This is a genomic window from Marinomonas hwangdonensis (assembly GCF_003721245.1).
Lineage (GTDB): Bacteria > Pseudomonadota > Gammaproteobacteria > Pseudomonadales > Marinomonadaceae > Marinomonas > Marinomonas hwangdonensis.
Window position 1 is genome coordinate 327,561 of record NZ_RIZG01000001.1, and the last position, 19,172, is coordinate 346,732.

The following is a 19,172-nucleotide window of genomic DNA, read 5'->3' on the forward strand; positions in this document are numbered from 1 at the left end:
TTTATTGAACGATTGGAACCTCTTATGCTGATTAAACACAAATTGATTTTAAATACGGCCTTGTTGGTGGTGGCGTTGATTGCCATGCTAGGCATTTTTTATAATTCACAGAGCAATCTTGAAAGACTGACTTATGCGAAGAACCTTGTTGTGCATCAGCAAGTCGATATGCTTACTCTGCGTCGTCATGAAAAAGACTTTCTTGCCCGTCTCGACCTTTCATACGAAGAAAAATTTAACGATACAGTCGCCTCTCTACTTGAAGATCAAGTCTTACTTAAAGACATTATGGATGAGTTTTCGATTGATCATCGCACCTTGTTGGCGCTGGCTGCCGATTTTAAAGAGTACCAGAGTGACTTTACGTCGGTGGTGGCCGCTTCTGAGGCGCTAGGGCTGACACCAGAGACCGGTTTACAAGGGCAACTGCGCAGAGCCGTACACAATATAGAAAGTGAATTGTCTGCGCTAAATCAGGATGCCTTATTAGTCACCATGCTGCAGCTACGTCGCCATGAAAAGGATTTTATGTTGCGCCAAGATCCAAAGTACATAACCTCTTTTAATCAAACCTTAGACCGATTAAAAAGCAACGTTCAAACGGCTGCATTGCCTGAGGACAAAGTGTCGTTACTGGTATCCCTTGCTGAGCAATATCGACAAGGCTTTAATCAATATGCGGACGGCAAAAAAGCCTTGGGTTTGAGTAGTCAAGAAGGCAAGTTGTTGTCCATGCGAGAGTCGATTCATAAAACGGAAACGGCGCTTGAATCTTTAGAGTCACAAATAAGTGTCGTGATTCAGTCAAAAGCTTCCTTTGCTATGATGATGACGGTTATTTTTTGTGGTGCCATCATAGTGCTTGGGGTGTTGGTGGCTTGGATAATAAATCGTACGATCAATTCCGCCTTGAATACGATTCAAACGACGATGCGAAACATTCAAACCACGCACAATCTGCGCCTGCGTGTTGACCTGCCTGCTAAAGATGAGATCGGTTTTGTTGCGGCTAGTATCAATGATATGTTGGTGGACTTTAGTCGCGTGATTACAAACGCCGATCAAACAGTTAAAGAAATGAATACGACCACGATTGAGTTGTCAAAAAATGCGACACGTACGGCAGACGATGCACAGAAACAAAGAGCGGAAACCGATATGGTTGCTGTTTCAGTCACGGAAATGGTCGGCACTGTGGAAGACATATCTCGTAACATGGAAATGGCCGCGTCGAAAGCGTTATCAACTCAAGAAAACACTCGTGAAGGTCAGTTGAAAGTGAACTCAGCCATTGAGCGTATACGCCAGCTGTCAGAACGATTAGAAGGTTCTGTTGAAACGGTCAGCGCATTAGCCAAAGAAAGTGAGAGCATTGGAACGGTATTAAATGTGATTCAGGGCATTGCTGAGCAGACTAATTTGTTGGCGTTAAATGCGGCAATCGAAGCGGCGAGAGCCGGTGAGCAGGGACGTGGCTTTGCGGTCGTCGCTGATGAGGTACGCGCGTTAGCCAGCCGCACGCATTCTGCAACAGAAGAAATTTCTGACATTATTGTGACCTTGCAAGAGCGCACAAAAAGCATTGTCGTGTTAATGGAAGATTGTCGACAAGATGGCGCCTTAAGCCGTGATGAAGCTGCTACTACCGGCGTTGTGCTGGATCAAATTATGTTGGATGTAGAGGAAATCTCGACCATGGCAGGGTCGGTATCAACGGCCATCGAACAGCAGACCATTGCCGCCAATGAGATCAGTAAAAATGTCGATACTATTCGTGAAATCACTGAAGATACCACCGAGTCTGTCGCTTTAAATTCGAAAGCCAGCCAAGCGATCGCTGCTCAGGCGGATGCTTTGAATCGCAGTATTTCCACTTTTAAAGTGTGAAGACTCAAATTTAAAGTTTAATATTTATCTGACCCCAATAGTTCCCAATAGTTCCGATAGTTTAGGAGTCCAAAATAGTGTCTGAGTGGTTAGCTAAGTATGAAGTGCAGTTTTATGCGTTCTTAGAGGCTCAGGGGTATGCGGATGCTGCCCATGATTTGGCTCATATTCATAGAGTGGTTAAAATAGCGAAGCAGTTAGGTGCTGAAGAAAATGCGGTCTTGGACGTCGTCGTGCCTGCGGCTTGCTTGCACGATTGCGTGTCTTTACCGAAGAACCACCCAGATCGTCATTTGGCGTCGACATTAGCGGCAGATAAAGCCATTGAGTTTTTAACCTCGATGGATTACCCAAGCAAGTATTATGAGGAGATACATCATGCTATCCGTGCCCATAGTTTTAGTGCAAATGTGACACCAAAAAGCATAGAGGCCAAAGTGGTTCAAGATGCAGATCGTTTGGATGCGCTTGGGGCGATCGGTATTGCCCGTTGTCTACAAGTGAGTGGTGCTTTAAACAGAGCCTTGTATTCCCTAGATGATCCGTTCTGTGGCACGCGCGAGCCTGATGATGAACATTATTCTATTGATCATTTCTATAATAAGCTGTTTCGCATCGCCCAAAGTTTGAATACGCCTTCAGCCCAGTTGGAAGGGATAAGAAGAGAAAAAAGGATGCGGGCTTTTTTGGATCACCTAGCACTAGAGATTTAATGTTAGTGTGTTTCATATTTTAATGAAGCGTACAGCGGCATAAGCTTGCTCGCTGTACGCTTAGCTATATAAATCGCCACCCTTAGTGGGTACCAAAAAAGGAATGGCAGGACGGCATCAGGCAATTCGTTCAGCAGCTAGGACAAGGCGACTATTTATGAGCAAATTCGTGGGGATAACTCAGCATCTGCCCCTAATTGTTGATGTTTCATACATCGCGTTCTGTGAGTAATTGACGACAGTTACGCACTGTGAGAACGCGTATTTCGAGGCCCAAACTATAAACAATGCGGTAATGACCAAAAATTATTTCACGGTAATTAGTATGAGGCATTTCAGGAACCATACGGCCCATTTCTGGCATTGAGCCGAGCAACTCTGTTTTGTCGAACACTTCACTCACCCACTTTTCTGCAGCTGATGGGTTATCCAAAGCAATAAACTCTGCGGCGTCACCAAGTTTTTGTAACGCTAGAGGTGACCAGACTACTTTCATGTGATGATACGTCTCAGAACTTGAGAACGAGCATCTTCGTTTGATAAACCTAAACCGGCAGCCAATTGAGCTTCTGCAGTACGCATTTCTTCGAGTAATTCGATTTTCTCTTGCATTGCTTCATACTCCGCAACGTCAAGAACAACGGCTACACCTTTACCTCGTTGTGTAATAACTAATGGTCGACGAGTCTCATTGATCTGTTTGATAAATGATGCAACGCCAGCACGGAACTCAGACAAAGGTTGTATATCTTGATCAAGGTGAATACGGCTCATAATGAACTCCATTTTGTACAATTTAATGTACAAACAATAGTCTAATTGGGGTTTTCGAGCAAGGAATTGATTTTGAGAATTTAGGGTCATATGAAAAAAGCTATGATGGATTCTGTGGATTATGAAAGCTTCGCTTTCAGCGGCGGATTGCGGTCGTACTTCCCTTATTACAATGGTATGGACTCCTCCCCAATTCAGCAAAATTCCGATAAATTGGGAGGCGACCAAACCAAAGGAGCCATACCATGAATAATAGTACGACAATTTGTATCGATTTAGCGAAAGAAGTTTTCCAAGTTGCTGTCTTCAATCAAGCCGGTAAAGCTAAGTTAAATAAAGAAGTCACAGCGAAAAAGATGTGTCTCATCATTGCTCAATACCCTGATGCAGCGATCTATATGGAAGCTTGTGGCTCAGCGCATCATTGGGCTAGGCGCTTTACATCATCAGGTCATAAAGTGGGCCTTATTCCCCCGCATCTTGCTGCAAAATACCGAGTGGGTAATAAGAGTGATAAAAATGATGTCCTTAGTATTTATAAGGCCTGTAAGAATCAGCAGCTACACTGCGTTCAGATCCGTACATTAGAGCAGCAAGATATTGCTACTTTACATAAATTCCGCGAAGGCTATAAGAAAGAACGCAATCAAATTGCCAATCGTCTTCGAGGTTTTGGTCGTGAGTATGGTGTTAATTTTGCCTTAGGCATCAATAAGCTTCTTAAGCAAGTGCCTATTGCGCTTGAAGATGCTGAAAATGAAATGACCGTCGTTGCACGCAGGGTAATATTTAGACTGTTAGAGCAACTTAGACATGTGATCATGCTGATGAAAGAGGTCACTGATGAGATCGAAGCAATAGCAAAGCAAATAGATGCCTGCCAACGATTGGTTCAATTACCCGGTATTGCCTGGCTTGGAGCCAGCATGATGTATGCTAAGTTCGGTTCGGCTGAGTGCTTCAGGCGCGGCCGAGATGCCAGTGCCAGCATTGGTCTTGTACCTGCGCACAGTGGCAGTGGCGGCAAAGTCACCATTGGTAGGATTACCAAACGAGGTGATACGTATCTGCGTACACTGATCATCAATGGGGCAAGATCTTTGGTCATTCATGTCAAAGAAAAAACAGACGGCTTAAGTTGTTGGGTAAGGCAATTGCTCAACACGAAAGGGTTCAATAAAACCATAGTGGCCGTCGCCAACAAACTGGTCAGAATGGCGACAGCCATGCTGAAAAGTGGGCTTGAATATCGTCAACCTGTCGCACAGTAACGATGATGTTAAATAAGCCAGTGAGTAAAGAAAGTACCAACCTAGACAGTTAGCAATAGAGATTGAACGGAATAAACAGCTAGCAAGCAAACCAAATGAAACCTGTGTAGGGCATAGGCTTTTAAAGCCGTCATGGCGATAAGGCATTTGGTTCACGGCGAATAAAGCCGTTAAGGTCTGGAGTAGCTCTCCATAATAAGACCGAATATACGAAAGCTAACGCAAGTTTGTTATGACCGTTAATAAGTATTGTTAATAACCAAGTGGAGTACGCATGATTCTTTATTAAAAAATAGGGACGCTACTGTTGCATCCCCAGAGGAGTCCATATACGCCCTACGAGTAGCTACGATGACGTCAGTTCGACGCGACGAAGTTGCGCGACTTTATGGAGTTTCAGGGTCATTGTTTGACGAGCGATCTCCCACCGAATAAACAATCTATGCCTTACGATACAGCGAGCGTAGGGGGACAATCATGTGCCTATGAAGAAAGTCAGGTTAAAGATCTTAAAGCGAATTTTTGCTTTCTTTATAGACTAAAGTTTTTGGGTGCTAGCAAAAAGTTACCCGCTCAGCTTTTACCTGAATTAAAAAGTAGAATAAAGCTATTCGCTCAAAGCGTTTTGATGGCATTCATGTACATCTTTAACCGTCAGATCACGCCTCGTACCTCGGCTAATCTGACCTACAAGATCTAGCGCAGTAGTTTAGCGACAGCTTCCTTCGCTGGAATGACGGTTGTGAGGGTAAAAGGGGTTCGCCCCCTTACTAGATGCAAAAAAAGCCCCGCATGGCGGGGCATCAAACTAGGGAGTGACTACGATAAGGTCACGCGCTGTTGTTACACAGCATTCTGATCCGGTGCTGTAAAAGAATACAACACCAAACGCAGACTGGTTTCCCGTTGCGCCATGTCTGGTATTACCATGACGTAACGGGACGATTTCTTTAAATGGCTTTGTGATTCTGTTCGTTGTTTTTCAGTACTTCATCAAGGTGTAGCCAAGTTTCGATGACGGTGTCTGGGTTAAGAGACATGCTTTCGATGCCTTGCGCTACGAGCCAGTCGGCGAAGTCGGCGTGGTCGGATGGGCCTTGTCCACAGATGCCAACGTATTTACCTTGTTCACGACAGGCGGTGATCGCCATTTTTAGCAGTTTTTTGACGGCTGGATTACGTTCGTCGAATTTGTCGGCGATCAATCCTGAGTCGCGGTCAAGTCCAAGTGTTAGTTGGGTTAAATCGTTTGAACCGATTGAGAAGCCATCGAAGTATTGTAGGAACTCGTCTGCCAGTAGGGCGTTAGACGGTAATTCGCACATCATGATGACTTTCAGGCCGTTTTGACCGCGAGCCAAGCCTTGTTCCGCAAGCAGTTCGGTAACTTGTTGTGCTTCTTCCAAGGTACGAACAAATGGGATCATGATTTGTACGTTGGTTAAGCCCATTTCATTACGAACTCGGCGGATGGCTTCACATTCTAGGGCGAAGCAATCACGGAACGAGTCGTCGATGTAACGCGCGGCGCCACGGAAGCCAAGCATTGGGTTTTCTTCGTCCGGTTCAAACAACGGACCGCCAACAAGGTTGTGGTATTCGTTTGATTTGAAGTCAGACAAACGCACGATGACTGGCTTCTGGGAGAAGGAGCACGCTAGTGTTGCGACGCCTTCGACCAGTTTGTCGACGTAGAATTCCACTGGGCTTGAGTATCCGGCGATGCGGTGGTTGATCTCTTCCTGCAGTGCGGGTGTCATGTCTGCGTAGTTCAGCAAGGCTTTTGGGTGAATGCCGATCATGCGGTTGATGATGAACTCTAAGCGAGCCAAACCAATGCCGGCGTTTGGTAGCATGGCAAAGTCGAAGGCGCGGTTGGGGTTACCCACATTCATCATGATTTTTACGGGCAGTTCTGGCATGTTGCCGACTTCAGAAGTGATGATGTCGAAAGGCAGTTCGCCTTGGTAAACAAAGCCCATGTCGCCTTGCGAGCAAGATACGGTGACGATTTGACCATCTTGCAATACGTCTGTTGCGTCGCCACAGCCAACCACCGCTGGAATGCCTAGCTCACGAGCGATAATCGCGGCGTGACAAGTACGGCCACCACGGTTGGTGACGATCGCAGAAGCACGCTTCATGATGGGTTCCCAATCCGGATCGGTAATGTCGGTTACTAGAACGTCACCCGGTTGGATGCGATCCATTTCAGTAATGGACGATAATACTTTCACCGCGCCTGTGCCTATTTTATGACCAATGGCACGACCAGTGATCATCACTTGAGAGGTTTTCTTTAGGTTGTAACGTTCCATGCTTTGGGCATTGGCTTGGCTACGAACGGTTTCTGGACGCGCTTGAACAATGTAAATTTTGCCATCAATGCCGTCTTTCGCCCACTCAATGTCCATCGGGCGTTGGTAGTGTTTTTCAATAATACAGGCTTGTCGAGAAAGGTCTTCAATTTCGTCGTTGGTTAGAGCGAATCGGTTTTGGTCATCCAAAGCAACGGGAACGATTTTAACAAATTCGTCGCTGCCCGCTTCGGCGTATTCCATTTTTTGTGCTTTGCTGCCTAGGCTCTTACGCACAACAGCAGGGCGGCTTGCCGCCAGTGTTGCCTTGTGAACGTAGTATTCGTCTGGGTTGACGGTACCTTGTACAACCATTTCCCCAAGTCCGTAAGCGGCGGTGATGAAGACCACTTCGTCAAAGCCAGATTCTGTATCTAGAGTGAAGAGTACGCCAGAAGCGCCTATGTCACTGCGAACCATTTTTTGAATGCCAGCGGACAAAGACACGCCTTGGTGTTCAAAGCCTTGGTGAACGCGGTAAGAGATAGCACGGTCGTTAAATAGAGAAGCAAATACGCGTTTGATAGACGCCTTGATGTCCGCCAAGCCTTTCACGTTTAGGAAAGTTTCTTGCTGTCCTGCGAAAGACGCATCTGGTAAGTCTTCCGCCGTAGCAGAAGAGCGTACCGCAAATGAGGTGTCGTCTGCGTTGTCGTCACAAAGGGTCGCAAAAGCAGCTTCAATTTCTTGGTCAAACTCGGCTGAGAAAGTCGCTTCTTCAATCCAGGTGCGAATTTTCACGCCAGTTTCAGCCAATGCGTGAACATCGTCCACATTGAGGGTGTTTAGAGTTTGGTGGATTTTTTCGTCAAGACCACTTTCTGTAATGAAGCTTTGATAAGCATAGGAAGTAGTTGCGAAACCGTTTGGCACTTGAATACCTAGGTCTGTCAGGTTGGAAATCATTTCACCTAAAGAGGCGTTTTTGCCGCCTACTTCACCGACATCTTCCATATGAAGATCTTTAAACCACTTAATGAATTTGCTCACTCGAAACTCCAATTATTGTTTCTTATTAAAAGAATGGCCAGTTCGCCATGAAGACATCGGGGACGGATTAAAACGCCATTGGCACTTGTCAAAACACGGTGTCTGAGTCCATTGTATGAAGTTAAGTCCTAGCGGATAAAATCGAATATTCGATGTAGTTTTATTTCAATCGAAAAATCAAATGTCGTTAGATAACAACAATAAAAGGAAGCTCTTGATGAAAGTGTATTTTGTGTCGGATGGCACGGCGATCACAGCAGAGGTGTTTGGTTCGGCTATGTTGTCATTTTTTGATGTGGCCGTAGAGACCAAAAGTGTGCCTTTTTTGGGTACCAAAGATCAGGCAGAGGGGTTAAAACAACAGATTAATCTGGAGGTTCAGCAAGGCATTGCTTTGCTGGTGTTTTATACCATTTCCGATGTGGCTATCCGCGAGATTATCGATTCGTGCGATTGTCATTGTTATAACTTGTTTGGGGATTTGTTGTCACCGATTGAACAAGCGTTAGGGGTAAAGGCGCAGCCGACAGCGCAAAAAGCGCACGGCATGAAAGAAGGAGTGTACGATGGCCGTATAGACGCCATTAACTACGCGTTGGCGAATGATGACGGGGCGTCGGTAAAGAATTTTGCTGAGGCAGATATCATCTTGTTGGGTGTGTCACGTTCTGGCAAAACACCGACCAGTTTGTATTTGGCGATGCAATACGGGATCAAGGCCGCCAACTATCCGATCACTGAAGACGATTTTTCCACGCCAGGCTTGCCTAAAGTGCTAAAAGACCATAAGAAAAAGCTGTTTGGTTTGACCATAGACGCCCAACGATTGCACGAGATTCGTACGGGCCGTATGGCATCGAGTAAATACGCTTCTTCTCGTCAGTGCCGCTATGAAGTGGACGAGGTGGAGTCCTTGTATCGCCAAGAGCGCATTCCATTTTTAAACTCAACACGGCTGTCTGTGGAAGAAATTTCCACCAAAGTGATGGCAGAGATGAATTTGGTTCGTCATCGACAGTAGAGAAAACCACTTTATTGATCGAATAATTCGATAGGTTCGTGTTTTTTGTGATTTTTATGAACAAAATAGGCAATAAAAACGGCCGTCTTAGTCTGAAAAGGCCTAACAATGTGTTGTGTCGGGCCAATAAGTGGGGCTGTTTGGGCCTAAAAAGGGTGTAAATCGTGCAAAATGTTGTGCAATTACCAAATGAGCAGATCTAGACTGTGCAGAAAATGCTTAGAGAAAGACGATCGTGCAGAGTATTTGCTGAATATGCTCTATAATGTGGGTAATCGAACAAAATGACGGTTGAACAGTAACACACCCTAAGCGTGATGCAATCCAACACCGTCGATGTTCAACATACATAAGATGTTCATACTTCTATTTTATAAAAGGGCGTCTTATTGATAAAACCAAGGATAAATATACATTGAGTAATAAAAAAATTAACGATCCCCATATGCAACGTGAAGCGTCTAAGTACGATAACCCCGTACCCAGCCGTGAATTCATTTTAGAGTTTCTTGCCACCCAGAACAAAAGCATGGGGCACTTTGATCTGTGCTCGGCGTTCTCTTTAACGGGTGAAGACGAAATTGAGGCACTACGCCGTCGTCTTATCGCCATGTGCCGAGACAACCAGCTTACCAGTAATCGAAATGACCAATACACGCCCATTTTAGCCAGTGACCTGATTGAAGGTTACGTACAAGGCAACAAAGAAGGTCATGGTTTCCTACTGCGTCCAAGTGATGACGATATTTTTCTATCGGCCCGTCAAATGCAAAACGTGATGGATGGCGATAAAGTCAAAGTGCGCCTTTCTGGTCGCAGCGTGAAAGGTCGTTTAGATGGTGTCGTGGTTGAAGTGCTAGAACGTAAGCACACTCAGCTTGTTGGCAGATATTATGAAGAGAGCCGCACGGCTTTCGTTACACCAGAAAACCCTCGTATCGCTCAAGATATCTTGATCACCACAGAGTCGGGTTTGACACCCAAGCATGGTCAATATGTGTTGGCTGAAATTGTCACTTACGCTGAGCGTGGTAAGCCCGCCCAAGGTTTAGTGAAAAAGATTCTTGGTGACTTTATGGCACCAGGTGTCGAAATCGAAGTCGCTATGCACCGCTATGAGATCCCGAACGAGTGGCCAGCAGCGGTTGAAAAACAAATCAAGAACTTCAGCACCGAAGTCGCTGAAGAAGACAAAGAATTTCGCGTTGATTTGCGTGACACGCCTTTCGTTACCATAGACGGTGAAGACGCGCGTGACTTTGATGATGCCGTGTATTGTGAAAAAACAGCGGGTGGTTGGAAGTTGTTCGTGGCCATTGCCGATGTGTCTCACTATGTGAAAAAAGGCACGGCTTTAGACGAAGAAGCTATTGTGCGTGGTAACTCTGTGTATTTCCCTGGTCGCGTTATTCCTATGCTGCCAGAGGTGTTGTCGAACGGTTTGTGCTCTTTAAATCCTGACGTAGATCGTTTGGTGATGGTGGCAGAGATTTCGTTAACCACCAAAGGCAAGATGCGTGGCTACAAATTTTATGAAGGCGTGATTCGTTCCCATGCCCGTTTGACCTACTCGAAAGTGGCGAAAATGATCGCTGCTGAGCCAGAAGAGCAAGGCATTGAATTACGTGAGCGTTATGCATCTATTGTGTCGCACATTGATGATTTAAATGGTTTGTACCACACACTGAGAGGTGCTCGTGACGAACGCGGTGCCATGGAGTTTGACACTGTTGAAACGCGCATGGTGTTCGATGAAAACTCGAAGATTGAGCACATTATTCCCGTCGAACGCAACGACGCGCACAAGTTGATTGAAGAATGTATGTTGTGTGCCAACGTGGCGACCGCTGAGCTTCTTATGAAGGCCAATTTGCCTGCCTTGTACCGTGTGCATGAAGGGCCAAAAGACGATCGTTTGTTGACCCTGCGTACTTACTTGGGTTTGCTGGGATTAGAGTTAACTGGTGGCGCCAAGCCGACGCCGGCCGATTACGCGGCCTTATCCGAAGCGATTAAAGACCGTGCAGACGCCCGTAGCATTCAAACTATGATGCTGCGCTCTATGTCACAGGCTGTGTATCAGCCGGATAATTTGGGTCACTTTGGTTTAAACTACGAAGCCTATACGCATTTTACATCGCCTATTCGTCGTTATCCTGATTTGTTGGTGCACCGTGCGATTCGGTACTTGATTCGTGGTGAAGGTCGACCTGCGGTGCGTCAAGCCCATCGTGTGGCTGGCAGTTTAGAAATCAAAGCGCGTAAAATTTACGGCTACACCGATGCCGATATGGACAGCTTGGGTGAATCTTGTTCTTTGACCGAGCGTCGTGCCGATGAGGCTACTCGCGACGTAGAAGCTTGGCTGAAATGCCAATACGTTGAACAGCATTTGGGCGAACCCTTTAATGGGATCGTTACGGCGGTGACGTCGTTTGGTTTGTTTGTTGAACTACAAGGTTTGTTTGTTGACGGCTTAGTGCATATATCAGGGCTTGGACAAGATTATTTTGTCCATGACATGGAACATCAGGCCATCATTGGTGAACGTACGGGGCGAGTTTTCCGTCTTGGTGATACGTTAAAAGTGCGTGTGGCGAGTGTCAATTTAGAACAGCGTAAAATTGATTTGAGTCTTGATGATGTCAGCGTGCGTCAGCCACGCAGAAAAGTGGAGCGCAATGAGTTAACCGAACTGGAAATGCAATTGGCGCAGTTACCGCCGATTGAATTAGGCGGGCGCTCTAAGCCAAAATCAGCGACGAAATCAGAGGGCGACAAGCCCAAAGGCGATAAGTCGGCCAAAGAAAATAAAGAGTCTGATGGCAAAGCGAAGAAAAAGCGCCGCTCTCCTGTGTCTAAGGGTAAGCGCATTCGGCAGAAAAAGTCAGCAACCGCCGCTGCGGCAAGTGGTAAACCGGCTTCTGCTGCTGCCAAAAAGCCGAAGAAGCCAAAAAAACCAAAAAAGAACAACGCTAAGCCAAAAGCGAGAGAATGATCTAAAGGCCTTTTTATTCAGATTATTTGGATGAAAAGGCCTTTTTGTTGCCGAATTTTTGCCCCCGAATTTTGATTACAGAGAAAACAATGTCAGATTTAGAATGGATATATGGCATACATGCCGTAGAAAACGCCTTAACGCAACAACCTGAGCGCGTGAAAGAAGTGCGTTTTCAAGAAGGTCGTGATGACAAGAAAAACCAGCGACTAGTACAACTTTGTAAATCCAACAAAGTGCGCTATAGCGTGGTACCGCGTAAAGAATTAGATCAACTTTTTACCAAGAATAAAGAGCGCGCTGTTCACCAAGGTGTGGTGGCTTATACCACAATGAACAAAGCGGGTAGTGAGGCGGACTTGCATACTTTGGTAGCGGGTTTAGAGGAACCCCCTCTGATTATTATTTTAGACGGTGTGACCGATCCACATAACCTAGGCGCGTGTTTGCGCAGTGCCGACGCGGCAGGCGCTCATGCTGTTGTCATGCCAAAAGATAACTCGGCGCCTTTGAATGCCACCGTCAGTAAAGTGGCGTGTGGTGCGGCAGAAAGCATGCCGGTTTACGCTGTGACAAATCTCGCTCGTACCATGAAAAAATTACAAGACCAAGGTGTGTGGATTTTTGGCACCGCAGGTGAAGCAACGCAAACGATTTACGAGCAAGACTTGACCATTCCGACGGCCATCGTCATGGGTGCGGAAGGGGAAGGTATGCGTCGTTTGACTCGTGAACAATGCGATTACCTTGTGAAACTGCCCATGGCTGGTGTCGTTTCCAGTTTAAATGTGTCTGTAGCAACGGGCGTTTGTTTATATGAAGTCGTGCGCCAACGTGCCGCAAAATCGACAGGTTAAGAGGGAACTATGTTACACAAACAATTTGCTATTTCGGCTTTGCCTTCTTCTATTGAAGCCGATCTACGCCACAAAATTGACACGAAAACCAAACCACTAGGGTCATTGGGTGAGCTAGAGCATATTGCTTTTAAGCTTGGTAAAATACAGCAAACACTGACCCCCGATGTTTCTAAACCCAAAATGATTGTCTTTGCGGCGGATCATGGGGTAGTGGCTCAAGGCATTAGCTTGTTTCCTCAGGAAGTGACACCGCAAATGGTGATGAACTTTTTAATGGGCGGCGCGGCGGTGAGTGTGTTTTGTGAACAACATAATGTGCCTTTGCGTGTGGTGGATGTTGGTGTGAACGCAGAGCTTGCTCCTCATCCTTTGTTGGGTGCACGTAAAGTGGCGTTTGCTTCTCAGGACTTTAGCCAACAGGCTGCGATGACCTCTCAGCAAGTAGCGTTAGCGATTCAGGCGGGTGTTGATGAAGCGAATATGGCGATCGATGCGGGTACGAATTTACTCATGTTCGGTGAGATGGGCATAGGGAATACCTGTGTGTCTTCCTGCATGATGGCGGCTCTGATTGCTGTCAGTGCAGCAGACAGTACTGGTCGTGGCACGGGCTTAGATCAAGCAGGTGTGTCCCATAAAGCCCAAGTTATTGAGCAATCATTAGTACGTGCTGAACAAGAAACAGGCCAAACACGATCCAGCTGGAGTGCGCAAACACTCGCCGAACAGCTTGGTGGCTTTGAGATTCTCGCCATGGCTGGCGCCATGTTGCAATCAGCGCAGCGTCAAACGGCCTTTGTGGTGGATGGTTTTATTTGCACAGTGGCCCTATTGTTCGCACAAAAAGTGGCACCCAATGTCAGTGACTACGCGATTTTTGCTCATCAATCGAATGAAAAAGCTCATAAAATGCTGTTGGACCAGTTCAACGCTGACCCTATTTTGTCGTTGAATTTACGCTTAGGTGAAGGTTCTGGTGCGATTTTGGCGTACCCTCTGATCCAAAGTGCTTGTGTGTTTCTGAACAAAATGGCGAGTTTTGAAAGCGCTGGTGTGACAGATTCTAAATAACTTCAGTTGTACGAAAATTAGGTATACATAATCCATTATGAAAGGCGTCATTGTTGGACCATATTGGCAAGGCTTTAAACGCAGTCTTGTTACTTACACTCGAATCCCATTGAAAGTGGATTGGAGTGAGGATATAAAGCACACCCCGGCGGTGTGCTTTTTACCATGGATTGGTGTAGTTGTGGCGTTATTGAGTGCATGGCCATTATGGTTTGATTGGTCGGCTTCATTGCAAGCGCTATTGATGCTGCTGACTGCGGTGTTAGTTACGGGGGGCTTTCATGAGGATGGTCTCATGGACAGCTGTGATGGCTTAGTGGGAGGGTGGGATAAAGAGCAACGCCTTGCCATCATGAAAGACTCGCGTATTGGTAGCTATGCGGCGCTTGCGATTTGGTTTTCTTTAACCCTGAAGTGGTTATTGCTCACTGAATTGCTCGAAGCCATCCCTAGTTCATTTTTGGGTTTTATGTACACTTTAAGTGCTTGGTGTTTTGTACACATATTAGCACGTGTTTTACCGCTGGTTCTAATGCGTCGTATGACCTATGTAACTGCGGGGAAAAGTAAAGCCGCCAGTATGATTGCGTCACTTAATCTCCAGCAATGGGCCATCGCGTTGGCGCCTTGTTTGGTGTTCGGTGTGTTGGCATTTAACCTTTTCAATTTGTTGTTGACTGTATTCTTCGCCGCGATGTTGGTGTTTTTCATTGGCCTGTATTTGCGTAAGAAATTGTCCGGATTTAATGGCGACACCTTAGGCGCCAGTGAGCAAATTGGTGAAGTCTTTGTGATCGTGTGTTTGTTGGTGTCTTATTCGTGAATCTTTATTTGATCCGTCATCCCAAGCCTGACGTAAAGAAGGGCCTGTGTTATGGCGACATGGATGTGCCATTGCTTGAAGGCTGGGAAGTGGGAGCCCTGGGATTAAAGAACGCTTTGTCTCTGGATTTTTCAGACCCCAGCAATGTGGTTTATCACAGCCCTTTGAGTCGAGCATCACAGTTGGCCATGTTTCTCAGTGATGGCCATGGCCACTCGATTGAGGCGCTCAAAGAGCTGGATTTTGGTCATTGGGAGGGCTTGTGTTGGCAAGATATCCCACGCCAAGAGATCGATCTTTGGGCGGAAAACATTGTACATGCCGCGCCTTATGGCGGTGAATCCTTGCAAGTGGTGGCCGATCGTGTCTGGGAGTGGTGGTTATCGGTGCGCGACCTACCCATGGAGAATTGTGTGGTGGTGGCGCATTCCGGTGTGATTAAAGTCTTTGTGAGTTTGCTGTGTCAATGGCCGCTGGCGCAATGCCATCGGATTGATGCAGGGTTTAGCAGTGTGACCGAATTATCGGTGCAAGGCGATTTTGTGGTGTTGAAGCGCTTGGGCGCTGGTGATTGGGTTTCTGCTTAGACTTTTTGAGAAAAAATACATCATGTTGCTATATTTTTTGGGTATGTTTGGGATCGCAGCCTTTGCGGTCACAGGGGTTATCTCGTCTGGTAAAAAAGACATGGACATCATTAGTGTGGTGTTTTTAGGTATGGTGACGTCATTGGGCGGCGGTACCATTCGAGATACTATGTTGTCGGTTGAAACCGTGTACTGGGTTAAGGACACATCGTATTTTTGGGTGGCGTTTTTGTCTTCTGTGCTGGCCTTTTTCACGGTTCGCTTTATTGATGATAAGAAAAAAGTCTTCGATTACGCTGATTCCTTTGGATTGGCGTTGTTTACTGTTGTGGCGACCGAAAAGGTGTTGAATTTAGGGTTTGCTCCGACAATCGCCATCACTATGGGTATTATCACGGGCGTCGCGGGGGGTATTATTCGGGATGTGCTGAGTCATCGCCCGCCCTTAGTTCTTGGTCGAGAGTTTTATGCGACACCAGCGCTGTTAGGTGCTGTATTATTGGTATTACTTGAAAAGAATATCCCTTTCCATGAGTTTAACTCGATTTACGCTGTCGCTTTGGTCTTTATACTAAGGGTGTTTGCTATTCATAAAGACCTGTATTACCCAAGCTGGTTGCTTTACAAAAAGAGATAAAATATGACGGATTTATCCACAGAACAGAAAGTTCAACAAGAACAAGGGCAAAAAGTCGAGAAAAACGAAGCGCGCTTGTTAAAAAAGAAAGCGGTCGTGGATCAACGTATCGCGGCGGCTACGCAGGAGCGCGGCGTGACTATCTTGTTGACAGGAAACGGTAAAGGTAAAAGTTCAAGTGCGTTTGGTACCATGGCTCGTGCTTTGGGGCATGGTCAAAAAAGTGCGGTGATTCAATTTATAAAAGGTCGCAAGACAACGGGGGAGCAGCTGTTTTTTGGTGCTCATCCGTTAGTGGATTTCCATGTAATGGGGCACGGTTTTACTTGGGAAACACGGGATCCAGAATTGGAGAAAGAAGCCGCAGAACAAGCTTGGGACTTGGCCGCAGGTATCTTGTCAGACCCTAGTGTGCATTTTGTTTTGTTAGATGAAATTACCTATATGTACAAATATGGCTACCTTGATGAAAACGACCTGATTGCCGCGTTAGCCTCTCGCCCACCTCATCAGAATGTAATGATGACGGGACGCACCGCGCCCAGAGTGTTATTAGATACGGTAGACACGCACAGCAAAATTGCTGATGAACGTCATGCTTTTGCGCATGGTGTGAAAGCGCAAGCCGGTATTGAGTGGTAACCCTGTCAGAAGTGTCCATAAAAGTAGACACTTTATAGAAATTCGATAAAACGACTTAGTCCTTTTACCTTGGTCTGAGTCGTGTTTTTCCATAGAATGCGCGCTACTTGCTCTGACAGCATTGTATTTCCACTTCATTTATCAAACTAGAGAAAACTCATGTCGACCGCCGAACGCCCTATGGTAAAAAAACACACTCGTCTGGAAGATATTCAGGCCATTGTTCTGGGTACCCTAATTATTGCTTTGGGAGTGAACTTATACACTCATACAGGTCTGCTAACAGGCGGGTCTGCAGGGTTAGCGTTTCTTATGCAATATTCTACCGTGCTGACCTTTGGTCAGGCTTTTTTCTTAATAAACTTGCCATTTTATGCCTTGGCCATCATTCACTTCGGTTGGGAATTCACCATCAAAACCTTTGTGTCGGTTTTCTGTTTGTCCGTTTTTGCGGATGTGACGCCTATGTTAATCACCTTCGAAGCCGTCAACCCATTTTACGCCAGTGTGGCAGGGGGCTTTTTGATGGGCGTTGGTTTTCTAATGTTGTTTCGTCATAACGCCAGCTTGGGCGGACTCAATATATTGGCGCGTTATTTGGCAGAAAAATACGCGATTTCCATGGGGAAATTTCAGATGGCCGTTGATTGCTGTATTGTTTTGTTGTCTGTGTTCGTGGTGGACTTCATGCTGATTTTAATCTCTGTTATTGGTGCGATTGCATTGAACATGATTATTGCGGTGAACCACAAGCCGGGTCGCTATATGGGTAACGTATAGTTATACAATAGGATCCTTGTGAGAGGTTTTTGTCTTTACTGAAGTTAAGCCATGCTAGTCATTCCTTAGTAATCGCCCCTAAGGTATTATTAACGTCAATTAAAAGACTGAGGAAGACAGTTTGGCGTTACTTAAAGTAGATAACCTTAACCCTTACTTAGACGATCTTATCGAGTTGTTGTGTGATGCGGTGGACTCTGGTGCTCCGATTGGCTTTTTACCGCCAATGAGTGAGTCAGAGGCCAAAGCCTATTGGTTGGCCATTAATGCGGATTTGCAGGACAATGTGCGCCAAGTATTGTTGGTGCGCGAAGACGACAAAGTGGTCGGCAGTGTGCAAATTACGATGTCACCAAAAGCCAATGCCTTGCATCGTTGTGATGTGGAAAAACTCATGGTTCATACACAGGCCAGAGAGCACGGTTTAGGCAGTATGTTAATGCAAGGTGTCGAGCGGGTTGCCGCGTCTATGCAAAGGCAATTGCTAATGCTAGAAGTACGTAGCGATGACATTGCCCATGATATGTACGTCAATATGGGTTACATCCCCTTTGGCGAAGTGCCAGGCTACACACGCAGTGCAAATGGTATGTTGCACAACGCGACTTTTTTTTATAAAGAAATTGAAACCACCCACGAAGTATTTAGTTAACCTTAAAGCCATAGGCGATTCCATTGAGACTTGATTTTTATTTATCCCACGTGACCAGTTTGGCACGAAAAGCGTCTAAAATTGCGGCCTCAAAAGGCCGTGTTACCGTCAATGGTGTGGTGGTGAAAAAAGCCAATTACACGGTTCAAGAAGGTGACCAGATTCGTTTAGACGAGATACTCTTAGAGTGGCCATCAGAAGGCTATTATGTATTGCATAAACCAGTAGGTTATGTGTGCGCGACGGAAGATCCAGATCATCCGACCGTGATTGATTTGCTGCCCTCTCATTTAGGTCAAGATCTCAAAATAGTCGGGCGTTTAGACAAGGATACGACGGGGTTGTTGCTGTTAACCACCGACGGACAATGGTTGCATCGTATTACTTCTCCTCGCAATGCTTGCAATAAGCGTTACCGTATTATGTTGGCCGATCCTATTACCGACGACGCCTTAAAACAGCTAGAAGAGGGCGTCATGTTACATGGTGAACCACAACCGACATTGCCTGCCGTGGCGGAACGTATCAGTGAGTGCGAAATCTATCTGACGATTCAAGAAGGCAAATATCACCAAGTAAAACGCATGATGGCCGCGGTTGGTAATAAAGTAGAAGAATTGCACCGTGATCAAATTGGCCCGCTTTGCCTTGATGAAGATATTGAGCCAGGTCAGTTTCGTGCGTTAACCGACGACGAAGTCGCTTATTTTTAAGACGAGAATACAGCATGAAAGAATTATCGATGGATGAAAGAGTTCAACTGCTAGTTGCTCTTGATAGTGAGCGGTTGGCGTATTTTATTGAACAAGCTAAGGCCAATGAACGGGTGTGGAGTTTGAGCAATGAAGAAGGTTTTGTCATGGTGGAAACCGACGAAGGGGACTGTGTCATGGTTTGGCCTGATGCAGAGTTTGCCAGTCAATGGGCGGTAGATGACTGGGATGACTGTGAGCCTGTGTCTGTGTCACTAGAACAGTTCAAAACTCAATGGCTACCTAGCCTTGCGTTAGATAATATCACCGTCGCTGTTTTTCCTAATATCGAAGACGAAGGCAAATTATCTACAGCAGAAGAGTTAATCGCGCTGTTGGCTTAATGGAATAGAAATA

The 19,172-nt window shown here is 46.0% G+C and carries 18 protein-coding genes; 15 read left to right on the forward strand and 3 right to left on the reverse strand.

Annotated features, from left to right (window positions below; all coding sequences use genetic code 11):
• Positions 1–24 precede the first annotated feature (24 nt).
• Positions 25–1,887 (forward strand): methyl-accepting chemotaxis protein, encoded by a 1,863-nt coding sequence (locus EBI00_RS01540; protein ID WP_123094159.1) that lies wholly within the window; start codon positions 25–27, stop codon positions 1,885–1,887.
• Between the two features lie 77 nt (positions 1,888–1,964).
• A complete protein-coding gene (locus EBI00_RS01545) occupies positions 1,965–2,600 on the forward strand; it encodes an HD domain-containing protein (protein ID WP_241556918.1) in 636 nt (211 codons plus the stop codon).
• 208 nt (positions 2,601–2,808) lie between these two features.
• Here EBI00_RS01545 and EBI00_RS01550 read toward each other — a convergent pair whose 3' ends face one another.
• Positions 2,809–3,096 (reverse strand): type II toxin-antitoxin system RelE/ParE family toxin, encoded by a 288-nt coding sequence (locus tag EBI00_RS01550; protein WP_123094160.1) that lies wholly within the window; start codon positions 3,094–3,096, stop codon positions 2,809–2,811.
• Positions 3,093–3,374 (reverse strand): type II toxin-antitoxin system Phd/YefM family antitoxin, encoded by a 282-nt coding sequence (locus EBI00_RS01555; protein ID WP_174714881.1) that lies wholly within the window; start codon positions 3,372–3,374, stop codon positions 3,093–3,095. Before EBI00_RS01555 ends, EBI00_RS01550 begins: the two co-directional genes overlap by 4 nt.
• 245 nt (positions 3,375–3,619) lie before the next feature.
• On the opposite strand from EBI00_RS01555, the gene EBI00_RS01560 reads away from it, so the two are divergent.
• The gene (locus EBI00_RS01560) at positions 3,620–4,645 is read left to right on the forward strand and encodes an IS110 family RNA-guided transposase (RefSeq protein ID WP_123094161.1); all 1,026 of its coding nucleotides are present in this window, start codon (positions 3,620–3,622) and stop codon (positions 4,643–4,645) included.
• Positions 4,646–5,595: 950 nt separating this feature from the next.
• Here EBI00_RS01560 and ppsA read toward each other — a convergent pair.
• Positions 5,596–7,992 (reverse strand): phosphoenolpyruvate synthase, encoded by a 2,397-nt coding sequence (ppsA, locus tag EBI00_RS01570; RefSeq protein ID WP_123094163.1) that lies wholly within the window; start codon positions 7,990–7,992, stop codon positions 5,596–5,598.
• Between the two features lie 217 nt (positions 7,993–8,209).
• Between ppsA and EBI00_RS01575 the strand changes: the two genes are divergently transcribed.
• The 12 genes from EBI00_RS01575 (at position 8,210) to EBI00_RS01630 (ending at position 19,159) form a co-directional block, all read left to right on the forward strand.
• Entirely contained in the window at positions 8,210–9,013 is an 804-nt protein-coding gene (locus tag EBI00_RS01575) for a pyruvate, water dikinase regulatory protein (RefSeq protein ID WP_123094164.1), read from the forward strand.
• A 445-nt stretch (positions 9,014–9,458) separates the two neighbouring features.
• Positions 9,459–12,011 (forward strand): ribonuclease R, encoded by a 2,553-nt coding sequence (rnr, locus tag EBI00_RS01580; protein WP_241556932.1) that lies wholly within the window; start codon positions 9,459–9,461, stop codon positions 12,009–12,011.
• 89 nt (positions 12,012–12,100) lie between these two features.
• A complete protein-coding gene (rlmB, locus tag EBI00_RS01585; RefSeq protein ID WP_123094166.1) occupies positions 12,101–12,868 on the forward strand; it encodes a 23S rRNA (guanosine(2251)-2'-O)-methyltransferase RlmB in 768 nt (255 codons plus the stop codon).
• A 9-nt stretch (positions 12,869–12,877) separates the two neighbouring features.
• A complete protein-coding gene (cobT, locus tag EBI00_RS01590) occupies positions 12,878–13,942 on the forward strand; it encodes a nicotinate-nucleotide--dimethylbenzimidazole phosphoribosyltransferase (RefSeq protein ID WP_123094167.1) in 1,065 nt (354 codons plus the stop codon).
• Positions 13,943–13,979: 37 nt separating this feature from the next.
• On the forward strand, positions 13,980–14,765 hold the full coding sequence (locus tag EBI00_RS01595; RefSeq protein WP_123094168.1) for an adenosylcobinamide-GDP ribazoletransferase: 786 nt from the start codon (positions 13,980–13,982) through the stop codon (positions 14,763–14,765).
• Positions 14,762–15,352: a histidine phosphatase family protein gene (locus tag EBI00_RS01600; protein WP_123094169.1), complete on the forward strand. Its 591-nt coding sequence runs from the start codon at positions 14,762–14,764 to the stop codon at positions 15,350–15,352. Before EBI00_RS01595 ends, EBI00_RS01600 begins: the two co-directional genes overlap by 4 nt.
• Before the next feature lie 22 nt (positions 15,353–15,374).
• On the forward strand, positions 15,375–15,989 hold the full coding sequence (locus EBI00_RS01605; RefSeq protein ID WP_123094444.1) for a trimeric intracellular cation channel family protein: 615 nt from the start codon (positions 15,375–15,377) through the stop codon (positions 15,987–15,989).
• Positions 15,990–15,992: 3 nt separating this feature from the next.
• Positions 15,993–16,631: a cob(I)yrinic acid a,c-diamide adenosyltransferase gene (gene cobO / locus EBI00_RS01610; protein WP_123094170.1), complete on the forward strand. Its 639-nt coding sequence runs from the start codon at positions 15,993–15,995 to the stop codon at positions 16,629–16,631.
• Between the two features lie 159 nt (positions 16,632–16,790).
• Positions 16,791–17,411 (forward strand): YitT family protein, encoded by a 621-nt coding sequence (locus EBI00_RS01615; protein ID WP_123094171.1) that lies wholly within the window; start codon positions 16,791–16,793, stop codon positions 17,409–17,411.
• Positions 17,412–17,532: 121 nt separating this feature from the next.
• Positions 17,533–18,063, forward strand: a complete 531-nt coding sequence (locus EBI00_RS01620) for a GNAT family N-acetyltransferase (RefSeq protein WP_123094172.1) — start codon at positions 17,533–17,535, stop codon at positions 18,061–18,063.
• Between the two features lie 23 nt (positions 18,064–18,086).
• Positions 18,087–18,776 carry a 16S rRNA pseudouridine(516) synthase gene (locus EBI00_RS01625; RefSeq protein ID WP_123094173.1) on the forward strand — a complete coding sequence of 230 codons (690 nt, stop codon included), beginning with the start codon at positions 18,087–18,089 and terminating at the stop codon, positions 18,774–18,776.
• 14 nt (positions 18,777–18,790) lie between these two features.
• Positions 18,791–19,159 carry a DUF2750 domain-containing protein gene (locus tag EBI00_RS01630; RefSeq protein ID WP_123094174.1) on the forward strand — a complete coding sequence of 123 codons (369 nt, stop codon included), beginning with the start codon at positions 18,791–18,793 and terminating at the stop codon, positions 19,157–19,159.
• Positions 19,160–19,172: the final 13 nt, after the last annotated feature.